Below are 20,552 nucleotides of genomic sequence, written 5' to 3' on the forward strand. Positions count from 1 at the left end.
TATGAAGTTGCAAAGATAAGTATTCAAGGTAAATTTATGGAAGAATTAAATTTTTATGAGCTTTATAAAATATAAATAACCAAATACTTGACAATGGGTGTTTGGATAATGTATATTTGCACCCGCTTACCGCGAGGCAGGCTCGTTTTTTAACACACGTAAAACCCACACATATTGAAGATGAAATTATCACATTTTAAATTTGAACTACCAGAGGAGCTATTGGCTAAATACCCATCAGAACAAAGAGACGAGGCCAGATTAATGGTTTTGGACAGAAAAACAAAAAAAATTGAACATAAATTGTTTAAAGATCTTGTGAATTATTTTGATGAAGGCGACGTAATGGTCTTTAACAATACAAAAGTTTTTCCAGCTAGATTATATGGAAACAAAGAAAAAACCGGAGCAAGAATAGAAGTGTTTTTATTGCGTGAATTAAATGCAGAAAGCAGATTGTGGGATGTTTTGGTTGATCCTGCTAGAAAAATTAGGATAGGCAACAAATTATTCTTTGGGGAAAATGAAGACCTGGTAGCTGAAGTTATAGATAACACCACTTCTAGAGGAAGAACTTTACGTTTTTTATTTGATGGATCTTACGAAGCCTTTAGAAAAAAACTTAAAGAACTGGGCGAAACTCCTTTACCTAAATATATTAAAAGAGATGTTGAGCCAATAGATGATGAAAGGTATCAGACCATTTACGCAAAACATGAAGGGGCCGTGGCTGCACCCACCGCAGGTTTACACTTTTCTAAACATCTATTAAAAAGACTTGAAATTAAAGGAATTAATTTAGCAGAACTTACGTTGCACGTTGGGCTTGGCACCTTTAACCCTGTTGAAGTGGAAGATTTATCCAAACATAAAATGGATTCGGAAGAAATCGATATTCCCGAAAATACCGCTAAAACGGTAAATAAGGCCATTGATTCTAAAAAAAGGGTCGTAGCTATTGGCACAACGGTAATGCGGACTTTAGAAAGCTCTGTTTCTGCCGATTATCACCTAAAACCATTTACTGGGTGGACCAACAAATTTATTTTTCCACCTTACGAATTTAGTATAGCCGATGCCATGGTTACTAATTTTCATACACCTAAATCTACTTTAATGATGATGACCTCTGCATTTGCTGGACACGACTTTCTGAAAAAAGCGTATGCCGAAGCCATCAAAGAAAAATATAATTTTTATTCTTACGGCGATGCCATGCTAATCATCTAATTAGTTAGATATATAAAGATAGAAAAGCCTTATATTATTATAGATATGAGGCTTTTTTAATATCTTTACGAAAATTGCCCTCATTATGGGATTTAAAAAAATTGTTATTTTGAAAAAAAAATTACTTTTTATCTTTCTGATTTTTCCTTTATTGGTTGCCGCTCAGGTAACAAACGAGGGCGAACCCGCTAGTTGGAGCTTGACCAATACCAAGGCTACTCAGACCGCAATAATTTTACCTCAGCTAAATTTAAAACAACATAGAAACGAAGATGTTAAAAACGATAAAATAAAAACAAAACCCTATAGAATAGGTATTTCTCAAAAAGTTGATTATGGATTGAAAAATGCGGGTTCGTGGACAGCACTATCTAATGGTGACCGAATTTGGAGAATTTCTTTTGTATCAAAAGATGCCCTGCATTTAAGCGTTAATTTTAACAATTTCTATTTGCCCAAGGGCAGTAATATATATTTATACAATAATGATAAAACAGATTTACTAGGAGCAATTACCTCAACCGCAAATAATGCTAAAAATGAGTTGGGAACTTGGTTTGTAAAAGGTGATAAAATTTGGGTAGAATATTATGAGCCAAAAGAAGTTATCGGTCAAGGCAAATTGAATATTGGAGCTGTTATACATGGTTATAGGTTGGGCAAAACGGTTCAAGAAGGGTATAAAGACAAATCGATCTTAAAAATAAACAATTCAGGTGATTGCAATCACGATGTAGATTGTGCCATTGGTGCCGATTTCGAAGCACACCGAGACGAACTTAAAAAATCGGTTGCATTTATGAATATGGGAGATGGTTTTATATGTTCGGGCACTTTAATAAACAACACCGCTCAAGACAAAAAACCATATTTTTTATCGGCACAGCATTGTTTGGAAAGAGAATCTGACAATCCTGCGGCAAATCCCTCAATTTTCTCTATGCGGTTTAATTGGATAAGTCCCAATCCTGTTTGTGCCGCTATTACTAACAGTACGGATGCTGCCGAAGAACTTACCATGCTGGGATCTACCATAAAAGCTCAATATTCAGATGCGGATATGTTGTTGTTAGAAATAAACAACCCCATTCCCAATGACTGGGATGTTACTTTTGCAGGATGGGACAGAACAGATTTTAACCCCACTATTGGTGTGGGAATCCATCATCCTGAAGGTGATATTATGAAAATTGCAAGAGATGATGACGGCCCAACAAAAGCTACTTCTGACGGTAAACAACTATGGTTAATAGGTGGTATAGGTGATGGAAATGAAACTGGTAACGGTTGGGAAATTGGAGTAACTGAGGGTGGCTCATCGGGTTCGCCATTATTTAACCAAAATGGTCATATTATTGGGCAATTATATGGAGGTAATGCACTTTGCATAGGTACTTCTGACAACGATGAGTTTGATCTTTACGGTCGTTTTGCAATTGCTTGGAACAATGGGGCGACTGCAGCTGATAGATTAAAAGACTGGTTGGATCCGCAAGAAACAAATGCCACTACATTTAATAGTCTGTCAAATACATTAAAAGTTGACGATGGCCATTTTGACAATAATATTACATTGTACCCTAATCCGTCTAGGGGAATTGTTAATGTTAAACTCAACGAATTAACGGGCGATTTAACTTATGAGGTATATAATTTATTAGGACAAACCTTAGTCAAAGAAGCTCCAATTAATAACAATACGATTGATTTAAATAATTTCGCCGATAATATCTATTTTATTAGAATAACTGAAATTGACACCAATAGGAGTATGGTGAAAAAGGTTGTTTTAAGTAAATAATTCTGTTATAGTTTTGACACCAAAACAGAATTATTTATTGACCTCACCCAGAACTGCCGAAAAGAGCAGTTCTGACCTCTCCAAAGGAGAGGTAAATAGGAGCTATATTAATTAAAATGAAAAAAAAACAAGACATAAGAGCCTTGACTAAGGAGCAACTTCGCGATTTTTTTGAAGAAAATAACGATAAACCTTTTCGCGGCAACCAAGTTTACGAATGGTTGTGGAGTAAAGCTACCTATTCTTTTGATGATATGACCAATATCTCAAAAGAAACAAGAACCATGTTGGAAGACAATTTTGTAATCAACAATATTGAAGTTGATCAAATGCAACGTTCCAATGATGGTACTATAAAAAACGCTATAAAACTGCACGATAATATGATTGTGGAATCGGTCCTGATTCCCACAGAAACAAGAACAACTGCCTGTGTTTCTAGCCAGGTAGGCTGTAGTTTAGATTGTAATTTTTGTGCCACGGCTAGGTTAAAACGGATGCGAAATCTGAATCCCGATGAAATTTACGATCAAGTAGTCGCCATTGACAAACAAAGCCGATTTTATCACAAACACAAACTATCCAATATTGTTTTTATGGGAATGGGCGAACCACTTTTGAATTACAAAAACGTATTGGCATCAATTGAAAAAATAACTTCTGATGAAGGATTAGGCATGTCGCCAAAGAGAATAACGCTTTCCACTGTTGGCATCCCTAAAATGATAAAAAAACTAGCTGATGATGAAGTGAAATTTAATTTGGCAGTATCCTTGCATTCAGCCATTGACGAAATTCGTTCTAAAATGATGCCAATCAATGAAAAAAGTAATTTAGCTGAATTATTGGAATCACTTCAATATTGGTATGCTAAAACCAAACAAAAAATCACTTTTGAATATGTAGTTTGGAAAGGTATAAACGATTCCCAAAAAGATGCGAATGCCTTGGTAGATTATTGTAAAAAAGTGCCATCCAAAGTAAATTTAATAGAATATAACGCCATTGATGATGGCGAATTTCAACAGGCTTCTGATGATGCTATTGATATGTATGTCCGCACATTAGAAGCCAACAGAATTGTAGTAAACGTACGCCGTAGCCGTGGTAAAGATATTGATGCCGCTTGTGGGCAATTAGCTAACAAGACGTGAGATTTTAGTCCTGCAAAGTTTTAAAAACTTTGTAGGTCTCCCAACCGAAAAACGAAACCTACAAGGTCAAAAAGAGACCTTGCAGGTTTTGACCCCGAAGCGTAGGAGCTGTGAGATCTGAAATTACTAAAAATTTAGAGTAACCCCTACCAAAAAATTGGCGGTTGCTTGTGGATAATACCCTGCACCTTCAATAGTTGTGGTTTCATTTGGAACTGACCAAGTATCATCATATGTATAATAAAAACCATTGGAAATATATTTCTTGTTAAAAATATTATTGACCAATGCAGAAATTACAATTGATTTAAATATGCTTTTCGGTTTTATTTCGTAAAATACATTTAAATCGCTTACGAAATAGCTGTCCAATTTTGATCTTTCAGAATCCGTATTGCCCATATATTGCTCACCTACATATTTACTCAACAAAGAAAACTGTAAATTATTCAAAGGTTTGTAAACAAAGGCATTGGAAGCCACAACTTCAGGTGAAAAAGAAATATTTGTCTTTCCTAAATTGACCAATTCACCATCTAATTGAGTTGTATAATCTATATTTTTATTGGAACTTAACGTAATTGCAGGTTGTATGGCAAACTGATTGCCAATTTGAACTTGAGCATCTACTTCTAATCCCAAACGATAACTCTTACCACTATTGGCTCTAATGGGCGAACCAACATCATCCAATGCTCCAGTTAATACCAATTGCTCGTTGTAAAGCATATAGTACAAATTACTATTAACTTTAATTTTCTCGGTATTGTATCTCCACCCCAGCTCAAAATCATTGAGCTGTTCAGGTTTTACATCGGAATTGGCTTCAAAATCATCTTTATTAGGCTCTCTATTGGCTCTGGCGTATGAAAAATAAAGGCTGTTATCTTCGTTTAATAAATACGTGATTCCAGCTTTGGGGTTGAAAAAACTGTAATTTTTATCTAGAATTAATTCCGTTCTGTCGGAATTTAACCCAGTAGTTTTATAGTTTAGCAAACGTAATTGTAAATCTCCAAAGAGGCTGATATTTTCATTCAGCTTATAGGTGGCCTTTGAAAAGAAGCTCAGATCGGTTTTTTTGCCGTTACCATCATAATAACGATGTTTATTAGGATTATCGCCTAAAAACTGGGCCCAAATCACTTCTCCAAAATGATCCCCATCATAATTACTATAGGAACCGCCAGCCGTAATATTTAAATTGTTCTCTTTATAATTTACAGAGGCGTTGGCTACGTAAAAATCATTATCCAACCATTTGCGTCTTATTAAATCGGTTTCATCAATTACTGTATTACCAATAGTAATTTCAGACAAACCATAATCTGAAAAACTTTCATCTTCTTTAAATTGTTCGTAATATCCTCTACCATAGGTATAATTAAGACCAATATTAGTAGACCAATTATTAGTAATACGCTCGTTCCAATGCAGTTGATAATGGTCTTGTTTATAATCATCTACTTCATTATCATAAAATTGTGTATTTCCATTAGCATCCGTGTACATTCCTGACGGATTAAATGTTCTGTTGTTGTCCAGAACATCCAAATCCTCAATACCGTTCCAAGCCAAATACGTGTTTTCGTGTCCGCCAAAAACTATAGCTTTTATCAACGTATTATCATCTACATAGGCACCTTGTAAGAAATAAGATTTTAAATCGGCCGTTGCCCTGTCCACATAACCATCCGATTTTATTTGTGATAAACGCCCTGCAATTTCTATATGATTATTGAGCAAACCGGTACTAAATTTTAAGGTGTGTTTTCTTGTGTTAAAACTCCCAAAGGAATTGGAAATTTCACCATTGGCTTCATTAGAAACAGCATCGGTAAGCACATTTATACTTGCACCAAAAGCACCTGAACCGTTGGTAGATGTTCCCACACCACGTTGCAATTGTAAATTTTCTACCGATGAAGAAAAATCGGGTAAATTCACCCAAAAAGTACCCAACGATTCTTGATCGTTAAATGGAATACCATTTATGGTAATATTGGTAGATTGGGCACTAACTCCACGAACCCTAATACCAGTATAGCCAATGCCTGCACCAGCATCACTAGTGGTTACTACAGATGGCATATAATTCATTAAAATAGGGATGTCTTGTCCTAAATTACGCTTTTTAATCTCTTCTTTTTCAAGATTGGAATGTGTAATGGGTGAAGTAGCTTCTACCCTAACGGCTTTCACCAATACTTCGTCAAGCAGTTCAGGTTCTTGCCCAATTTTTACATCTAAAGTTTTATCAGCATAAAGATAAAAACTTCTTTCAATAGGTTGCCCCATAAAGCTAAAAATCAATGTGTATTGGCCTCTTTCCAGCTTTAATTGATAAAGCCCATCAAGATTTGTTACAGTGCCTTTTTCAGTACCTTTTACTAACACATTTGCACTTGAAATTGGTTCACCGCTTTCATCATAAACTTTACCTGAAATGGTGAATTCTTGGGCGAAGGTAAAAAGTGAAGCAAAAAGGAAAATTAGAATAAATCGATTGTGAGATTCCTGCTTGAGTTTATCCAGAGCACTACTGAGATGAAAGTATATTTTCATTGAAAGTATCTTGTGAAACAAACCGAAGGGCAGGAATGACAAATTGGACGTGAATAAATTTTTCATACGATTAAGTATAGTTTTAACTAATTAATCGAATAAAAAGAGGCCATTATTCTTTGTTATTAAAATTTGTATTGAATCTTCCCCAAGAGGTAACGCCAATAGCATTACTATCTTGGATTCCCTAAACAGCATTACCTGTTCTAGGTTCAATGGGTATAATCTCAGCCTTTTTCTAGTTATAAGTTCGGAGTTTTGAGTTTAGATTTGCTGTCTACTGAAAACTGCTTACTGCCTACTGATAAAAAAGCACCCCTTTATTGAGATGCTACAAAGGTATAATAGAATTTTGAATTACAAATAGTGATTTAAGATTTTTTATTTAAAATAGATAATACTGAATAAAAAAATAAAATCGTTAAAAAAAAGCTACCTAATTAATCCTAAAAAACAAAGATGTATTTATAAGAATTACACAATATTTAAATCTCTAAATACTACTATTTTAACAGACGTTAACCGATTGTTAAACATTTATCAACAAAACTATTAAAATGGTTAAAAAGTTAATCTTTTCTTAAAGTTGTAATTGGCATTAAATCATTATTTTTGCCCCGTAAAATTTAAACTAATTCAATTTACACATGAAAAAAATTACTCAATTATTTTTGGTGGTATTATGTTTTGTAATGTCATCAGCAATTTATGCACAAACCATTACAGGTACCGTTCAGGATGAAACTGGCCCATTGCCAGGAGCTAATATTTTGGAAAAAGGCACTACCAATGGTACTACTACAGATTTTGACGGAAAGTTTTCGTTAAATGTTAAAGAGGGTTCAGGTAATATTGTTATTTCTTTTATTGGCTTTAGCAATAAAACAGTAAAATTTACTGTTGCTGCTGGAGAAACTAAAGATTTAGGAGCTATTCTTTTAGAATCAGATAATACTTTGGAAGAGGTTGTGGTTAGAGGGGTTGTCGATATTGCTAGAGATAGAGAAACTCCCGTTGCAGTTTCAACCATAAGAGCTGCTGAAATTGTAGAGAATCTAGGAACAAAAGAATTTCCTGAAATTTTAAACACAACACCTTCCGTTTATGCTACAAAACAAGGTGGTGGATTTGGTGATGCCCGTATTAATATCCGTGGGTTTGACCAAAGAAATACTGCGGTAATGATTAATGGGATGCCTGTTAATGATATGGAAAACGGTTGGGTATATTGGTCTAACTGGGCAGGTTTATCTGACGTTACTTCTGCTATGCAAGTACAGAGAGGATTAGGATCTTCTAAATTAGCGATTTCATCAGTAGGAGGAACAATAAATGTTTTAACTAGAGCTTCTGATAAATCAGAAGGAGGATCGGCAACTGTTTCAATAGGTAACGATAGTCGATTAAAAACTACAATTGCTTATAATACAGGTAAACTGGACAATGGTCTTTCTGTATCTGCTTTATTCGGACGTACAGCTGGCGATGGTTATGTAGATGGAACAGAATATGAAGGTTATAATTATTATCTAGCCTTTGGTTTTCAGCCTAATGATAGTCATGATTTTCAATTTACAGTCACGGGTGCACCTCAAAGACATAATACTCGGGGGTTTGCTCCTAGTCTTAGCAATTATATAAAATATGGCAATAAATATGGTGATCCTGATATAAAATATAATAGTGATTGGGGTTATAGAAATGGAAAAGAAGAAACTTTTGGAGGAAATTTTTACCATAAACCTATCGCTTCATTAAACTGGGATTGGAATTTATCGGAATCTTCCACAATATCAACAGTTTTATATGCCAGTTTAGGAAGAGGTGGTTCAGTAGGTTCTATAGGTAGAATCAATGGAAGGCAATCTTTTCAACTTAGCGATGATAATGGATTAGTTCGATTTGACGATATAATTGCATATAACTCAGGTCAAGCGGGAGCCTCCTTAGGAGATAGAGATGTATATACTGGTGGGGCAGGCGGTCCAGCATCAATTTTAGGTATGTATGTTAATGGAAGTAATAATCCAGGTCAACACTTCTCAAGTGACAGACCTTTTACTAGAGGTTCTGAAAATGGTATTTCTCAAAGATCTTCAATGAATTCTCATAACTGGTTTGGAGTAATATCAAATTTCAATACTGAATTGACTGAAAATTTAACAATGGATTTTGGAATCGATTTAAGATCGTACAAAGGTATTCATTATAGAAGATTGGTAGATTTGTTAGGGGGAGATGTATACATTGACAACGATAATATAAATGAATTAGGCAGAGTAGTTACAGAAACTTATGCTCCTGAGATTTATAACATCTGGAATGTATTCAAGAATGTTGACGATGAGGTTAAGATTGATTATTACAATGATGGAAAAGTGAAATGGGGTGGGGTTTTTGGACAATTAGAATATACTAACGGAGTAGTTTCTACATTTATTCAGGGAGCTTTTTCTAGTCAGTCATTCAAAAGAATCGATTACTTTAATTACTTAGATTCTGATTCAGAGCAAGAATCTGATTGGGAGAATCTTTTAGGGGGTAATATTAAAGGTGGCATAAACTGGAATATTAACGAACAGCATAATATATTCGCTAATACAGGTTATTATTCAAAACAACCTATTTTTGACGCTGTATTTCCAAGTTTTACAAGTAATGAAACCAATGATAATTTAGTTAATGAAAAAGTATTTGGTTTGGAGGCTGGATACGGTTTTAGATCTGAAAACTATAGAGTTAATATTAACTTGTACAGGACATCATGGAAAGATCGATTCTCAAGATCGTTTAATACTTTTGATGTGAATAATACTCCTGATAATAGCGATGATGATGTAAGAGGTACTGCTAATTTAAATGGTATTACACAAGTTCATAAAGGTATTGAAGTTGAATCAACTGCCAAATTTGGTAATTTAAGAGTTAACTTAATGACTTCTATTGGAGATTGGGAGTATAAAGACAATGTAACAGCTGCTTATTTTGATAATAGCGAAAACCCAATTCCTGGATCAGAAAACGAAACCCTTTACCTGAAAGGTGTTAAAGTTGGGGATGCAGCTCAATTTACAGCTAGATTAGGTTTTGATTACGAAATATTAGAAGGTTTAAAATTCGACATAAGTCAATTTTATGCGGACAAATTGTATGCAGACTTCGATGCTGAGAGTTTCGATAGTGAAGCTGATCAGGAAAATGGTGCACTTAGGCTACCAAGTTATTCTTTAATCGATGCAGGATTGTCGTATAAATTAGACTTAAAAAGTATGGGTTCATTGAATTTCAGGCTTAATGTAAACAATCTAGCGAATAGAGTCTATATTTCAGAATCTGAAACTAATTTTCACGTAAGACCAGGTGATGATACGTGGAAAGGAATTGCAACAGGAAACCGTGTTTATTTCGGTTGGGGAAGAACTTGGAGTGCTACGGTAAGATATAATTTCTAATAAGTATATATAAATACATAACCCCGCTTTTGGCGGGGTTTTTTATGCTTATTTTTTACTAAATTTGCATAAAATAAAACCTACTTACTATGATGAAAATGATACATTCTTACTGGGCTTATTTAGTATTGGTCTTGTTAATTATAGCAACCATAAATGCTATTATTGGTTTAACCCAACATAAAGAATTTAAAGATAAAGATTTACGTATTTCCTTATTTACTTTGATTGTAACTCACATTCAGTTATTAATTGGTTTGGGTTGGTATTTCATGTCGCCCTCATATAATGCCTTAAAGGAAGTAGGAATGGGTGAGGCAATGAGGAATTCGGGCTTACGTCTCTTAAGTGTAGAACATCCATTAATGATGCTAATTGGTATCATTTTTATTACTATGGGTTGGGTTAGGCACAAAAAGCAAACTACGGATAAAGGCAGATTTAAAGCTATCGCCGTTTTTTACGGATTAGGTTTGTTGTTTGTTTTGAGCAGAATTCCTTGGAGCCAATGGTTTAGTTAGAAGCCCCCACCCTAGCCCTCCCCTTGAGGGAGGGAACTCATTACTTGAAAAGAACATACTCGATTGTGTCATTCAGAACGAAGTTTTCCCGCAGATTATGATGATTTTCACAGAACAAGTTTTTATTAATTTCATTCTCTTATTTTAAAATTCAAAAATCGTTACTCTCCAATCGTGAATCGTTAATCATTTTAAATTCATCTCTATCATCCAAAAACTTGAATTTATCTCTAGTAGTAGTAAGCTCTTCTTTTGAGATAGTTATAACTTCTGTTGTATATTCATAAGGTTTTATACTAGAAACTTGCTTTCCTAAAGCATCGAATGCTACCGAGTTGCCTGTGTATTCATGTCCGTTATTATCTGTGCCAATGCGGTTTACACCAATACAATAGCACATATTTTCTATGGCTCTTGCTTTTAACAAAGTTGTCCAAGCCTCAATTCTGGGTTTTGGCCAATTGGCAACATAGAAGAGCAGGTCATAATTTTCAGTATTCCTTGCCCAAACCGGAAAACGAAGATCGTAACAAATCATTGGGCAAATTTTCCAACCCTTATAATCGACTATTAGTTTTTTATTACCCGCTTGGTAAACCTTGTTTTCCCCTGCCAACGTAAAGGTATGCCGCTTATCGTAAGTTTTTATATTGCCATTTGGATAAACAAATACCAAACGATTATAGAAATTATTGTCTTCTTCAACAACCAAACTCCCTGAAATGGCGACTTGTTTTTTGCTAGCCAAATTTTTCATCCATTGTATTGTTTTACCGTTCAAGGTTTCCGATACATTTTCAGGCTGCATTGTAAAACCCGATGTAAACATTTCAGGTAAAATAATTAAATCAACTGGATCGGAAATAGCCTCAATTTTTTCAGTAAAACGCTGTCGATTTTCTTCTGAATCTTCCCAAACCAAATCGGTCTGGATAATGGCTATTTTTAGGTTATTGGACATGGTTTGTTTTACGCATTAAGAGTTCCCCTCTTGAGAGGGGTTAGGGGTGTGTTTTTCAAATTCAACAATAAAATGCTCAATAGAACGCATAACATTTTCCGTATCCTTTAAAACTTGATAATCCGAAAATCTTAGCACTTCAACTCCCAATTCGTTCAGCCTATTTTCTTTTTTAACATCTTTGTTTTGTACTTCAAATAGAATATGGGAATATCCATCCACCTCAATGGCTAACATTAATTCATGGCAGAAAAAATCAACAATATAATTATCCAAAGGTTTTTGCCTATGAAAATCATAACCATATATTTGTTTTCTTTTCAGCTTTTGCCATAAAATGATTTCTGCCTTTGTAGAATTATTTCGTAGTTCTCTGGCAAATTCTTTTAACTTAGGATTGTATGGTATAATTTTTCTCTTTTTCATAGCTTGGGTTATAACACACCCCTAACCCCTCTCAAGAGGGGAACTATCACATTTTATTTAAAAATAATCTGACAGCAAAATTTACATCCTCCTAACTTTCTTTTCAGCCTTTTCTATTTTCTCTTTTTGCTTTTCTAATTTTTTAAGCCATTTTTCTTCATCTTGAGGAGATAATTTTCCTTTGTCTCTAAGCTTTTCGTACTTTTCAGTATCCTTTTTATATTTTTTTTGGGCTTTTTCCAAGTCGCTTTGGGCATTTTCTCTTTTCTTAATTTCTTTTTCAGCCTTTTTCTGCTCCTTTTCTGCTTTCTTTTGCTTTTTTTCGGCTTTTTTCTGTTCCTTTTCAGCTTTTTCTAAGGCCTCTTGTTTTTTTAGTGCATCCTTTATAGCTGTTTTTTCTGAGACTGTTAAACTCGTTGTCACATCTTCACCGTCTAAAAATATCAAATCCTTTTTTACCTTATATTCCTTACCTTGATATTCCACTTTCTGTGCTTGTACCAATGCTATTGCAAATAATAACACAATCGTAATAAATGTTTTTATATTCTTCATAATCTGTAAGTTTTTAAATTTAGTTTAAACAAAGTTAATTAAAATAGTAATTTACATATTTATATTTTAGTTAAAATATGTGTCGCCTTTTCCAATGTTTCTTCCTTTTTAGCAAAACATAACCTAATCATTTTTTGGTCAAGGTTATTTGTATTAAAAACGGAAACTGGTATCGCGGCTATTTTATGTTCTTTGGCCAATCTTTTAACAAAATCTACATCGTACTCATTACTTATGGCACTATACTCCAATAATTGAAAATAAGTTCCTTTTGATGGTAAGTAATTAAATCTAGAATCTTTAATTGCATTTAAAAAGAAATCTCTTTTATTCTGATAAAAGTTGGACAATTCGAGATAGTGGTTTTCATCTTTTAAATATTCGGCAAAAGCCATTTGCATGGGATGGTTAACACAAAAAACATTGAATTGATGTACTTTTCTAAATTCGTGCATTAATTCGCAAGGTGCCGCACAATAACCCGTTTTCCAACCTGTATTATGAAAAGTTTTACCAAATGAAGCCACCACAAAACTTCGTTCTTTTAACTGTGGAAATTGACATACACTTTGGTGTTTTAGGCTATCAAAAATAATATGTTCATAAACCTCATCACTCAACACAATGATGTTGGTGCCTTTTACTATATTTTCTAGTGCCAATATATCTTCACTACTCCAAATCGTTCCACACGGATTTTGTGGTGTATTAATAATTATCATTTTGGTTTTCGTAGTAATTTTCGCTCTAACCTCTTCCCAGTTTACCTTATAATCTGGAGCTTTTAATTGCACAAAAACGGGTTTGCCTTTATGTAGCTCAATAGTGGGTTCGTAACAATCATAGGCAGGTTTAAAAACGATAACTTCATCATCTTTACTGATAAAAGTTGAAATAATGGTAAAAATAGCTTGGGTTGCTCCCACTGTAACCGTTATTTCTGTTTCGGGATGGTAATTTACATTGTATAGACGATGGATTTTTTTAGCAATTTGCTCGCGTAAAGTTAAAACCCCTGGCATGGGTGCATATTGATTATAGCTGTTTTTCATAGCTTTTGAGACCAATTCAATTAACTTCGGGTCGGATTCAAAATCAGGAAAACCTTGTGAGAGATTAATCGCATTATATTCCTTTGCCAACCTATTCATTATCGTGAAAATGGTGGTTTTAACGTTGGGCAATTTTGAAAGATGAGTCATGTTCAGTATTAATGATTTGTATTGCTATATTGGCTTATTTTTCGCCACTAATTAACATACTTAATGATGTAAAGGATAATCACAAATAAAAAATCTATAGATTTTTTGTAATTAGTGTTCATTTTCTTTATTTTCATGTTAAGCAACCAAAATATTCGTGAATTAGTGGCATATTTTCATCCATTTTGTTTTATTGTGGTCAATATAGTGATTTGTTCAAATAATAACCGGTCTTTTTTTATCTTTGGCTCATGATGATCATTGGGTTATAAAATTTTATTTATTTAATTCTTATCATCGAAAACTCAAATACACCTCAACATGAAATTCTTTAAAATACTAATTTTATTCCTTACACTACAACTTTCTGCACAACAAGGCGGTATGTGGATTCCTTCTTTACTAGAAGGTATGAACGAGCAAGAAATGCAGGCTTTGGGCAGTAAACTGACTGCCAAAGATATTTACGATGTAAATAATTCCAGTTTAAAAGATGCTATCGGTCATTTTAACGGTGGTTGTACAAGTGAGGTTATTTCGCCAAAAGGCTTAATATTGACAAACCACCATTGCGGGTTCAGCCAAATTCAATCACATTCTTCTTTAGAAAACGATTATTTAAAAGATGGCTTTTGGGCAATGAGTTTAGATGAAGAGTTACCTAATAATAGCTTGTATGTTGAGTTTATTGTGCGAATAGAAGATGTTACCGATCAAATACTAAAAGGTGTTACCGATATAATGACCGAAAAAGAAAGGCAATCTTTAACCGATAAAAATAGTAATACGATTCAGAAAAAAACCAAAAAAGAAGCCTGGCAAGACACCAAAGTTAAAGCATTTTTTCAAGGGAATCAATATTTTTTATTTGTAACGGAACGTTTTGAAGACATACGTTTAGTGGGTGCTCCTCCAACAAGTATTGGAAAATTTGGGTCTGATACCGATAATTGGGTTTGGCCTAGGCATACGGGCGATTTCTCTCTGTTTAGAATTTATGCCGACAAAAATAACCGTCCGGCAAAATATTCTAAAGATAACAAACCCTATAAGCCAAAGCATTTTTTGCCAATATCATTAGACGGTGTTGACGAAGGTGACTTTACAATGGTTTTTGGTTTTCCTGGAAGTACTGATGAATATTTACCTGCCGTTGCCATTAAACAAATAGTTGAAAAAATAAACCCGAGTAATATTGCCATTAGAGAAGCCGCTTTAAAAGTGATAGATGCTGCCATGAAAAGTGATGATAAGATTAGAATTCAATACGCATCTAAACAAGCAAGAATTGCCAATTCTTGGAAAAAATGGATCGGTGAAAACCTAGGTCTTAAAAAAAGCAATGCAATTGCTAAAAGACGAGCATTTGAATCGGAATTTAATAAACAACTTCGTGAAAAAGATTTAGACAACCAATATGCCTATTTATTACCAAAGTTTGAGGAACTATATACTGAAATCGAGCCTATAGCGGTTAAACGATCTAATTTTACAGAGGTCTTTATTCGTAACAATGAACTAATGCAGATGATGTTTAGATTGACGCAATTGGAAAGTGCAGCAAACCAAGACAAATCGAAATTTGAGAAAGCAAAATCATCAATGGTTTCTTTAATAAAAAGTGTTCATAAAAATTATAATGTTGATGTTGATAAAGGAGTTTTTGAAGCTATAATGCCCTTTTATACAGATAAAGTTGATACTTCAATTTATGATAAAACCAGTTTTACAGATTTAGAAAAAGCCTTAAAGGTTTTAGAAGGCAATGCAGAAGAAGTGGTAAAGAAATTAAATGCTGATGCTGCTTATCAATATGCAAGGCCGTTTATTATAGATTTTTACACCCAAATTGAGCCTGAATTTCACCGTATCAATACCGAAATAAACGCCCATCAAAAGGAATATATGAAAGCTCAAATGGAAATAATGCCCAATAAGCGGTATTTTCCAGATGCCAATAGCACATTACGCGTAACTTATGGTCAGGTAAGAGGTTATAAACCTAGAGATGCTGTTTATTACGAGCCGTTGACTTATCTAGATGGTGTTATTGAAAAATATATCCCTGGCGATTATGAATTTGATGTTCCGCAAAAATTACAGGAACTATATAAAAATAAAGATTATGGTCAATATGCCGATGCAACTGGTAGTGTACCGGTCTGCTTTCTAGGAACAAACCATACCACAGGCGGCAATTCCGGTAGCCCAGCTATTGATGCCGAAGGTAATTTAGTCGGCTTGAATTTTGACCGTGTTTGGGAAGGCACTATGAGCGATTATTACTACGACCCTGATATTTGTAGAAATATTATGGTAGACCTTCGTTATGTGCTTTTTATTGTTGATAAATATGCTGGTGCAAAGCATTTGATTGAAGAGATGAAATTGGTACACCCAAAGAAAAAATAGTAATCGCAGATATCTAAATCATACTTAATGATCAACAGATGACGTTAACCAAAATACTAAAATTATTTACCATTGTATTTCTTTTGGCTACGTTGTCTTCCTTTGCACAAACAACAAATATTCCTGATGGCAACTTTGAACAAGCCTTAATAGATCTAGGGTATGACACAGGAGCCATAGATGGTTCCGTACCAACAGATAATATAAAAAATATTACTGCTTTAAACGTTTCTAATAGAAATATTTCAGACCTAACTGGAATAGAAGACTTTGCAGCCCTTAAAAATCTTAACTGTTCGTCAAACAAATTAACAAATTTAGATTTAACCAAAAATACTGCACTTACAAGTTTGTATTGTCAACAGAATAATATTTCTAGTTTAGATATCAGTAAAAATGTGCTTTTAACAACACTGCTTTGTTATAGAAATAAACTTACTAGCCTAGATGTAAGTAAAAATACAATGCTGATTGTACTGTTTTGTGCCAATAATAAACTAACAAGTTTAGATGTGAGTAACAATATTGCATTACGGAATTTATATTGTTATTACAATCAATTGACAAGCCTTGACCTAAGTCGGAATACAGCATTGATTCGCTTAGATTGCTTTAGAAATGAGCTTGTGGACTTAGATGTTAGCCAAAACACCAACTTAGAGCATTTATATTGCTACAACAACCAAATTACAAATCTCGATTTAAGTGGAAACACCGCTTTAAGAACACTCAATTGTTCTAATAATATATTGTCAAGTTTAAATCTTAACAATGGAAATAATACCAATATCGACCGCTTTTTTGCTAGAAATAATCCTGATCTAAATTGTATTACTGTTGATGACCCAGCCTATTCAACTGCCAATTGGACCAATGTTGATGCTCAAGTAATTTTCAGTATAAATTGTAATCCGTTGAGTACAAATGAGTTTGAATTAGATGGCTTGTCTATATATCCAAACCCATTTCAAAGTGAACTTAATGTCTCCATATTGGATAATGCAAATTACACACTTATAAATGCAAATGGACAAACTGTTAAGAGCGGTAATTTGATGATAGGAGATAATAAGTTTAACCTTGCCTCTTTGGCAAATGGTATGTATTATCTTATTATTAAAACGGAAACTGGAATGGCTTCCAAAAAAGTAATAAAATATTAAAATATCCTCATCTGCCTTAATTAATGGGCTCAATAATTTCCAACTTGAATATAAAGAGGCTTTTTAGAAGAAAGTAAGTACCTTCTTTCTTTTTATTTTAAAAAAAAATAGTTCTTTAAAAAATGGTTAACGAATTGTTTTTATAACGTTTCTACCTGTTTTAAGTGACCAATATTTAATAAAAAGTTTAAATTACCTTAAACTAGTTCTATCATCAATTTTATTCTTTTGCTAGATAAAATAAACCGTAGAACATGAAACATATTTTTACTTTTCTATTACTAATTGCATTCAATATTGTTGCTTTTGCACAAAAGGGAAATTTAAAAGGAACCGTCACTGACGAAAATGGAGTTTCCATTCCTGGAGCATCAGTAATACTAGAAGAACAAAACAAAGGTGCTGTAACAGATTTTGATGGTAAGTTCACTATTGTTGATCTCCCAGTAGGCACCCATAATTTATTAATTAAATATTTAGGATTTGCTGATTTACTAAAAGAAGTTACAATAACATCTTCTAATACAACAACCGTTACAATAACAATTACTTCTCAAAATACAGAGCTAGATGAAGTTGTTGTTAGAGGTTATGGAATTGGCAGTCAAGCCAGAGCCTTAAACACACAAAAAAATAAAAAGAATATTACCAATATTATTTCAACAGATCAAATTGGAAGCTTTCCAGATGCTAATATTGGTGATGCCGTAAAACGTATACCAGGTATTACAATGCAGGTAGATCAAGGTGAAGCAAGAAATATAATTGTACGCGGTTTATCCCCTCAATTAAATTCAGTGACACTTAATGGTAGTAGAATTCCATCAGCAGAAGGTGATAATAGAAATGTTCAAATGGATTTAATTCCTTCTGACATGATACAAAGTGTAGAGGTAAATAAAGCCATAACACCCGATATGGATGCTGATGCTTTAGGTGGCTCAGTTAATTTAATAACCAGAACCTCTCCACAAGGTTTTCGTTTATCTACAACACTAGGTTCTGGAATAAATTTTATTAATGATAAAAGAATTCTCAATGGTTCATTTTTAGTTGGTGATCGTTCAAAAAATGAAAAATTTGGATGGATGCTTTCTGCTTCCATTAACGATAATGATTTTGGTAGTCATGACGTTGAAGCTGAATGGACTGACGACTTTGAATATAATACAGGTGTTGAAGATGTTGACGGTGATGCTATTTTAGAAGAGGTTGATGTAAATCCATACGCTAATGTGTTCGAAATTAGAGAATACAGAGTACAACGAATTCGTAGAAGTTTCTCTGCTAACTTTGATTATAAATTCAATAAAAACAATACCGTCTATTTTAAATCTATATACAACTGGAGAGACGATCGCGAAAATCGCTTCAGACTAGAAAATGAAATACTTGACGGGGAAGATATTTCAAGTGCTGATTTTAATGTGGATCCTAATGGTAACCTTACCCGTTTCCCTGTTGAAGCTAAAAGGCAAACCAAAGGAGGTATCGATAACAACCGCAATCAGAACAAAAGATTAGAAGATCAACGGATGTTTAATTTTAGTGTTGGTGGAGATCATTTATTTGGCAATTTAGAATTAGATTGGATGGCCTCTTTCGCAAAAGCTTCTGAAGAACGCCTATTTGAACGCTATTTAGAATACGAGAGCGAATATGGAGTATCATTTAACAACAATGAAGATAAACCTGCATTTATCCCAACAGACGCCTCAGAGGCAGACTTCTCTCTTTTTACATTAAACGAAATATCAGAGGAAAACCAGTACACTGAGGAAGAAGATATTAACCTTGTTGTTAACGCTAAATTACCTCTAAGCATAATTAGTGATAAAAACGGAAGTTTTAAATTTGGGGTAAAAGCTAGGTTAAAAAATAAAAATAGAGATAATGACTTTACTGAATTAAGCGATGAAACAGGATCTTTAGAAGAATTAGGTATGGTTGAAACTATAAACTATTCCAATCCAGATTTCTTGGCCGGTAGTCAATATCAAATAGGGACATTCGCCTCGGCTGCATTTTTAGGAAGTTTAAACTTTAACGATTCAAATCTTTTTGAATCCGAAGATCTTCCTGAAGAATATATAACCGCAAATTTTGATGTAAACGAAAATGTATTTGCAGGATACGCAATGATAGATCAAGAATTATCAGATAAACTCAGTGTTTTAGCCGGTGTTCGATTAGAGCATACATCAATACAAAGTGAAGGAAATGAGTTAACATTTGATGCAGATGGTGATATTGACGGTATAGCAGTTTTAAAGGATGAAAATAATTATACAAACATCCTTCCTGGTGTACATTTTAAATACGATATGTCTGACAACACGGTAATTCGATTCGCTTGGACCAATACATTGGCCAGACCAAACTATGTAGATCTTGTCCCTTATAAAGAAATAAATAATGAAGATGAAGAAATTTTCTTGGGAAATTCTGAATTAAACCCAACTACATCGATGAATTTTGACTTTATGGCAGAACACTATTTTAAATCTGTTGGTATTATTTCTGGAGGTTTATTTTATAAAGACATTAAAGATTTTGTATATATAAGACAAACTGAAAATACGGATGGTTATGAAGTTTACCAGCCTTTAAATGGAAAGGGAGCATCCGTATTTGGAGCTGAAATTTCATTTCAACGTCGTTTAGATTTCCTGCCAGGTTTTGCTAAGAATATTAGTATTTATTTAAATTACACATATTTAAACTCAAGTGCCGATGGTATTTTCAATGAAGATGGTGAAGAGCGAACTGACTTAGATTTACCTCAAACATCACCAAACATGTTTAACGGATCAATAGGTTACTCAGACAACAAATTTAGTTTACGTTTATCTGCTAATTATTCTGATGATTATATTGATGAGATTGGCGGTAATGCATTTGAAGATAGGTATTACGATAAGCAATTATTTGTAGATTTAAATGCTAATGTAGCACTAAGTAAAAGTTTAACTATTTATGCTAAACTTAATAATATAACCAACCAACCATTGCGTTATTATCAAGGTACAAGGAATAGAACAATGCAGGTGGAATATTACGAAAAACGTTTAACTTTTGGGTTAAAATATGACCTATTTAAAAAATAAGCT

The 20,552-nt window shown here is 33.7% G+C and carries 13 protein-coding genes; 8 read left to right on the plus strand and 5 right to left on the minus strand.

What is annotated here, in order from left to right; all coding sequences use genetic code 11:
• The first annotated feature begins 180 nt into the window (after positions 1 to 180).
• The 3 genes from queA to rlmN all read left to right on the plus strand — a co-directional run bounded on the left by queA (position 181) and on the right by rlmN (position 4,185).
• Complete coding sequence (gene queA, locus UMM65_RS10510; protein WP_321976486.1) at positions 181 to 1,230, plus strand: tRNA preQ1(34) S-adenosylmethionine ribosyltransferase-isomerase QueA; 1,050 nt, start codon at positions 181 to 183, stop codon at positions 1,228 to 1,230.
• Between the two features lie 109 nt (positions 1,231 to 1,339).
• Complete coding sequence (locus UMM65_RS10515; RefSeq protein ID WP_321976487.1) at positions 1,340 to 3,031, plus strand: T9SS type A sorting domain-containing protein; 1,692 nt, start codon at positions 1,340 to 1,342, stop codon at positions 3,029 to 3,031.
• A 116-nt stretch (positions 3,032 to 3,147) separates the two neighbouring features.
• Positions 3,148 to 4,185, plus strand: a complete 1,038-nt coding sequence (gene rlmN / locus UMM65_RS10520) for a dual-specificity RNA methyltransferase RlmN (protein ID WP_321976488.1) — start codon at positions 3,148 to 3,150, stop codon at positions 4,183 to 4,185.
• A 126-nt stretch (positions 4,186 to 4,311) separates the two neighbouring features.
• Here the strand turns inward: rlmN and UMM65_RS10525 are convergent, their stop codons facing one another.
• Complete coding sequence (locus UMM65_RS10525; RefSeq protein WP_321976489.1) at positions 4,312 to 6,750, minus strand: TonB-dependent receptor; 2,439 nt, start codon at positions 6,748 to 6,750, stop codon at positions 4,312 to 4,314.
• 647 nt (positions 6,751 to 7,397) lie between these two features.
• Here UMM65_RS10525 and UMM65_RS10530 point away from each other — a divergent pair.
• Positions 7,398 to 10,202: a TonB-dependent receptor gene (locus UMM65_RS10530; RefSeq protein ID WP_321976491.1), complete on the plus strand. Its 2,805-nt coding sequence runs from the start codon at positions 7,398 to 7,400 to the stop codon at positions 10,200 to 10,202.
• A 92-nt stretch (positions 10,203 to 10,294) separates the two neighbouring features.
• The gene (locus UMM65_RS10535; protein WP_321976541.1) at positions 10,295 to 10,723 is read left to right on the plus strand and encodes a hypothetical protein; all 429 of its coding nucleotides are present in this window, start codon (positions 10,295 to 10,297) and stop codon (positions 10,721 to 10,723) included.
• A gap of 151 nt (positions 10,724 to 10,874) precedes the next feature.
• On the opposite strand, the gene UMM65_RS10540 is transcribed toward UMM65_RS10535, so the two are convergent.
• The 4 genes from UMM65_RS10540 to UMM65_RS10555 form a co-directional block, all read right to left on the minus strand.
• Entirely contained in the window at positions 10,875 to 11,684 is an 810-nt protein-coding gene (locus UMM65_RS10540) for an amidohydrolase (protein WP_321976492.1), read from the minus strand.
• A gap of 15 nt (positions 11,685 to 11,699) precedes the next feature.
• Entirely contained in the window at positions 11,700 to 12,110 is a 411-nt protein-coding gene (locus UMM65_RS10545) for an endonuclease domain-containing protein (RefSeq protein WP_321976493.1), read from the minus strand.
• An 81-nt stretch (positions 12,111 to 12,191) separates the two neighbouring features.
• Entirely contained in the window at positions 12,192 to 12,665 is a 474-nt protein-coding gene (locus UMM65_RS10550; protein ID WP_321976494.1) for a hypothetical protein, read from the minus strand.
• A gap of 59 nt (positions 12,666 to 12,724) precedes the next feature.
• Positions 12,725 to 13,867: a methionine aminotransferase gene (locus UMM65_RS10555; protein ID WP_321976495.1), complete on the minus strand. Its 1,143-nt coding sequence runs from the start codon at positions 13,865 to 13,867 to the stop codon at positions 12,725 to 12,727.
• 321 nt (positions 13,868 to 14,188) lie between these two features.
• Between UMM65_RS10555 and UMM65_RS10560 the strand changes: the two genes are divergently transcribed.
• From UMM65_RS10560 to UMM65_RS10570, 3 genes are all read left to right on the plus strand, one after another.
• On the plus strand, positions 14,189 to 16,279 hold the full coding sequence (locus tag UMM65_RS10560) for a S46 family peptidase (protein WP_321976496.1): 2,091 nt from the start codon (positions 14,189 to 14,191) through the stop codon (positions 16,277 to 16,279).
• A 38-nt stretch (positions 16,280 to 16,317) separates the two neighbouring features.
• Positions 16,318 to 17,442: a leucine-rich repeat domain-containing protein gene (locus UMM65_RS10565; RefSeq protein WP_321976497.1), complete on the plus strand. Its 1,125-nt coding sequence runs from the start codon at positions 16,318 to 16,320 to the stop codon at positions 17,440 to 17,442.
• 254 nt (positions 17,443 to 17,696) lie between these two features.
• Positions 17,697 to 20,549, plus strand: a complete 2,853-nt coding sequence (locus UMM65_RS10570; RefSeq protein WP_321976498.1) for a TonB-dependent receptor — start codon at positions 17,697 to 17,699, stop codon at positions 20,547 to 20,549.
• The last annotated feature ends 3 nt before the right edge of the window (positions 20,550 to 20,552 follow it).

The sequence above is a fragment of the Aureibaculum koreense genome (assembly GCF_034296135.1).
Taxonomy (GTDB): Bacteria; Bacteroidota; Bacteroidia; order Flavobacteriales; family Flavobacteriaceae; genus Aureibaculum.

Bases quoted from the DNA above. Each gene is read 5' to 3' on its own strand.
- queA (WP_321976486.1), top strand. From the start codon at position 181: ATGAAATTATCACATTTTAAATTTGAACTACCAGAGGAGCTATTGGCT.
- rlmN (WP_321976488.1), top strand. From the start codon at position 3,148: ATGAAAAAAAAACAAGACATAAGAGCCTTGACTAAGGAGCAACTTCGC.
- UMM65_RS10525 (WP_321976489.1), bottom strand. From the start codon at position 6,750: ATGAAAATATACTTTCATCTCAGTAGTGCTCTGGATAAACTCAAGCAG.
- UMM65_RS10530 (WP_321976491.1), top strand. From the start codon at position 7,398: ATGAAAAAAATTACTCAATTATTTTTGGTGGTATTATGTTTTGTAATG.
- UMM65_RS10535 (WP_321976541.1), top strand. From the start codon at position 10,295: ATGAAAATGATACATTCTTACTGGGCTTATTTAGTATTGGTCTTGTTA.
- UMM65_RS10540 (WP_321976492.1), bottom strand. From the start codon at position 11,684: ATGTCCAATAACCTAAAAATAGCCATTATCCAGACCGATTTGGTTTGG.
- UMM65_RS10545 (WP_321976493.1), bottom strand. From the start codon at position 12,110: ATGAAAAAGAGAAAAATTATACCATACAATCCTAAGTTAAAAGAATTT.
- UMM65_RS10550 (WP_321976494.1), bottom strand. From the start codon at position 12,665: ATGAAGAATATAAAAACATTTATTACGATTGTGTTATTATTTGCAATA.
- UMM65_RS10555 (WP_321976495.1), bottom strand. From the start codon at position 13,867: ATGACTCATCTTTCAAAATTGCCCAACGTTAAAACCACCATTTTCACG.
- UMM65_RS10560 (WP_321976496.1), top strand. From the start codon at position 14,189: ATGAAATTCTTTAAAATACTAATTTTATTCCTTACACTACAACTTTCT.
- UMM65_RS10565 (WP_321976497.1), top strand. From the start codon at position 16,318: ATGACGTTAACCAAAATACTAAAATTATTTACCATTGTATTTCTTTTG.
- UMM65_RS10570 (WP_321976498.1), top strand. From the start codon at position 17,697: ATGAAACATATTTTTACTTTTCTATTACTAATTGCATTCAATATTGTT.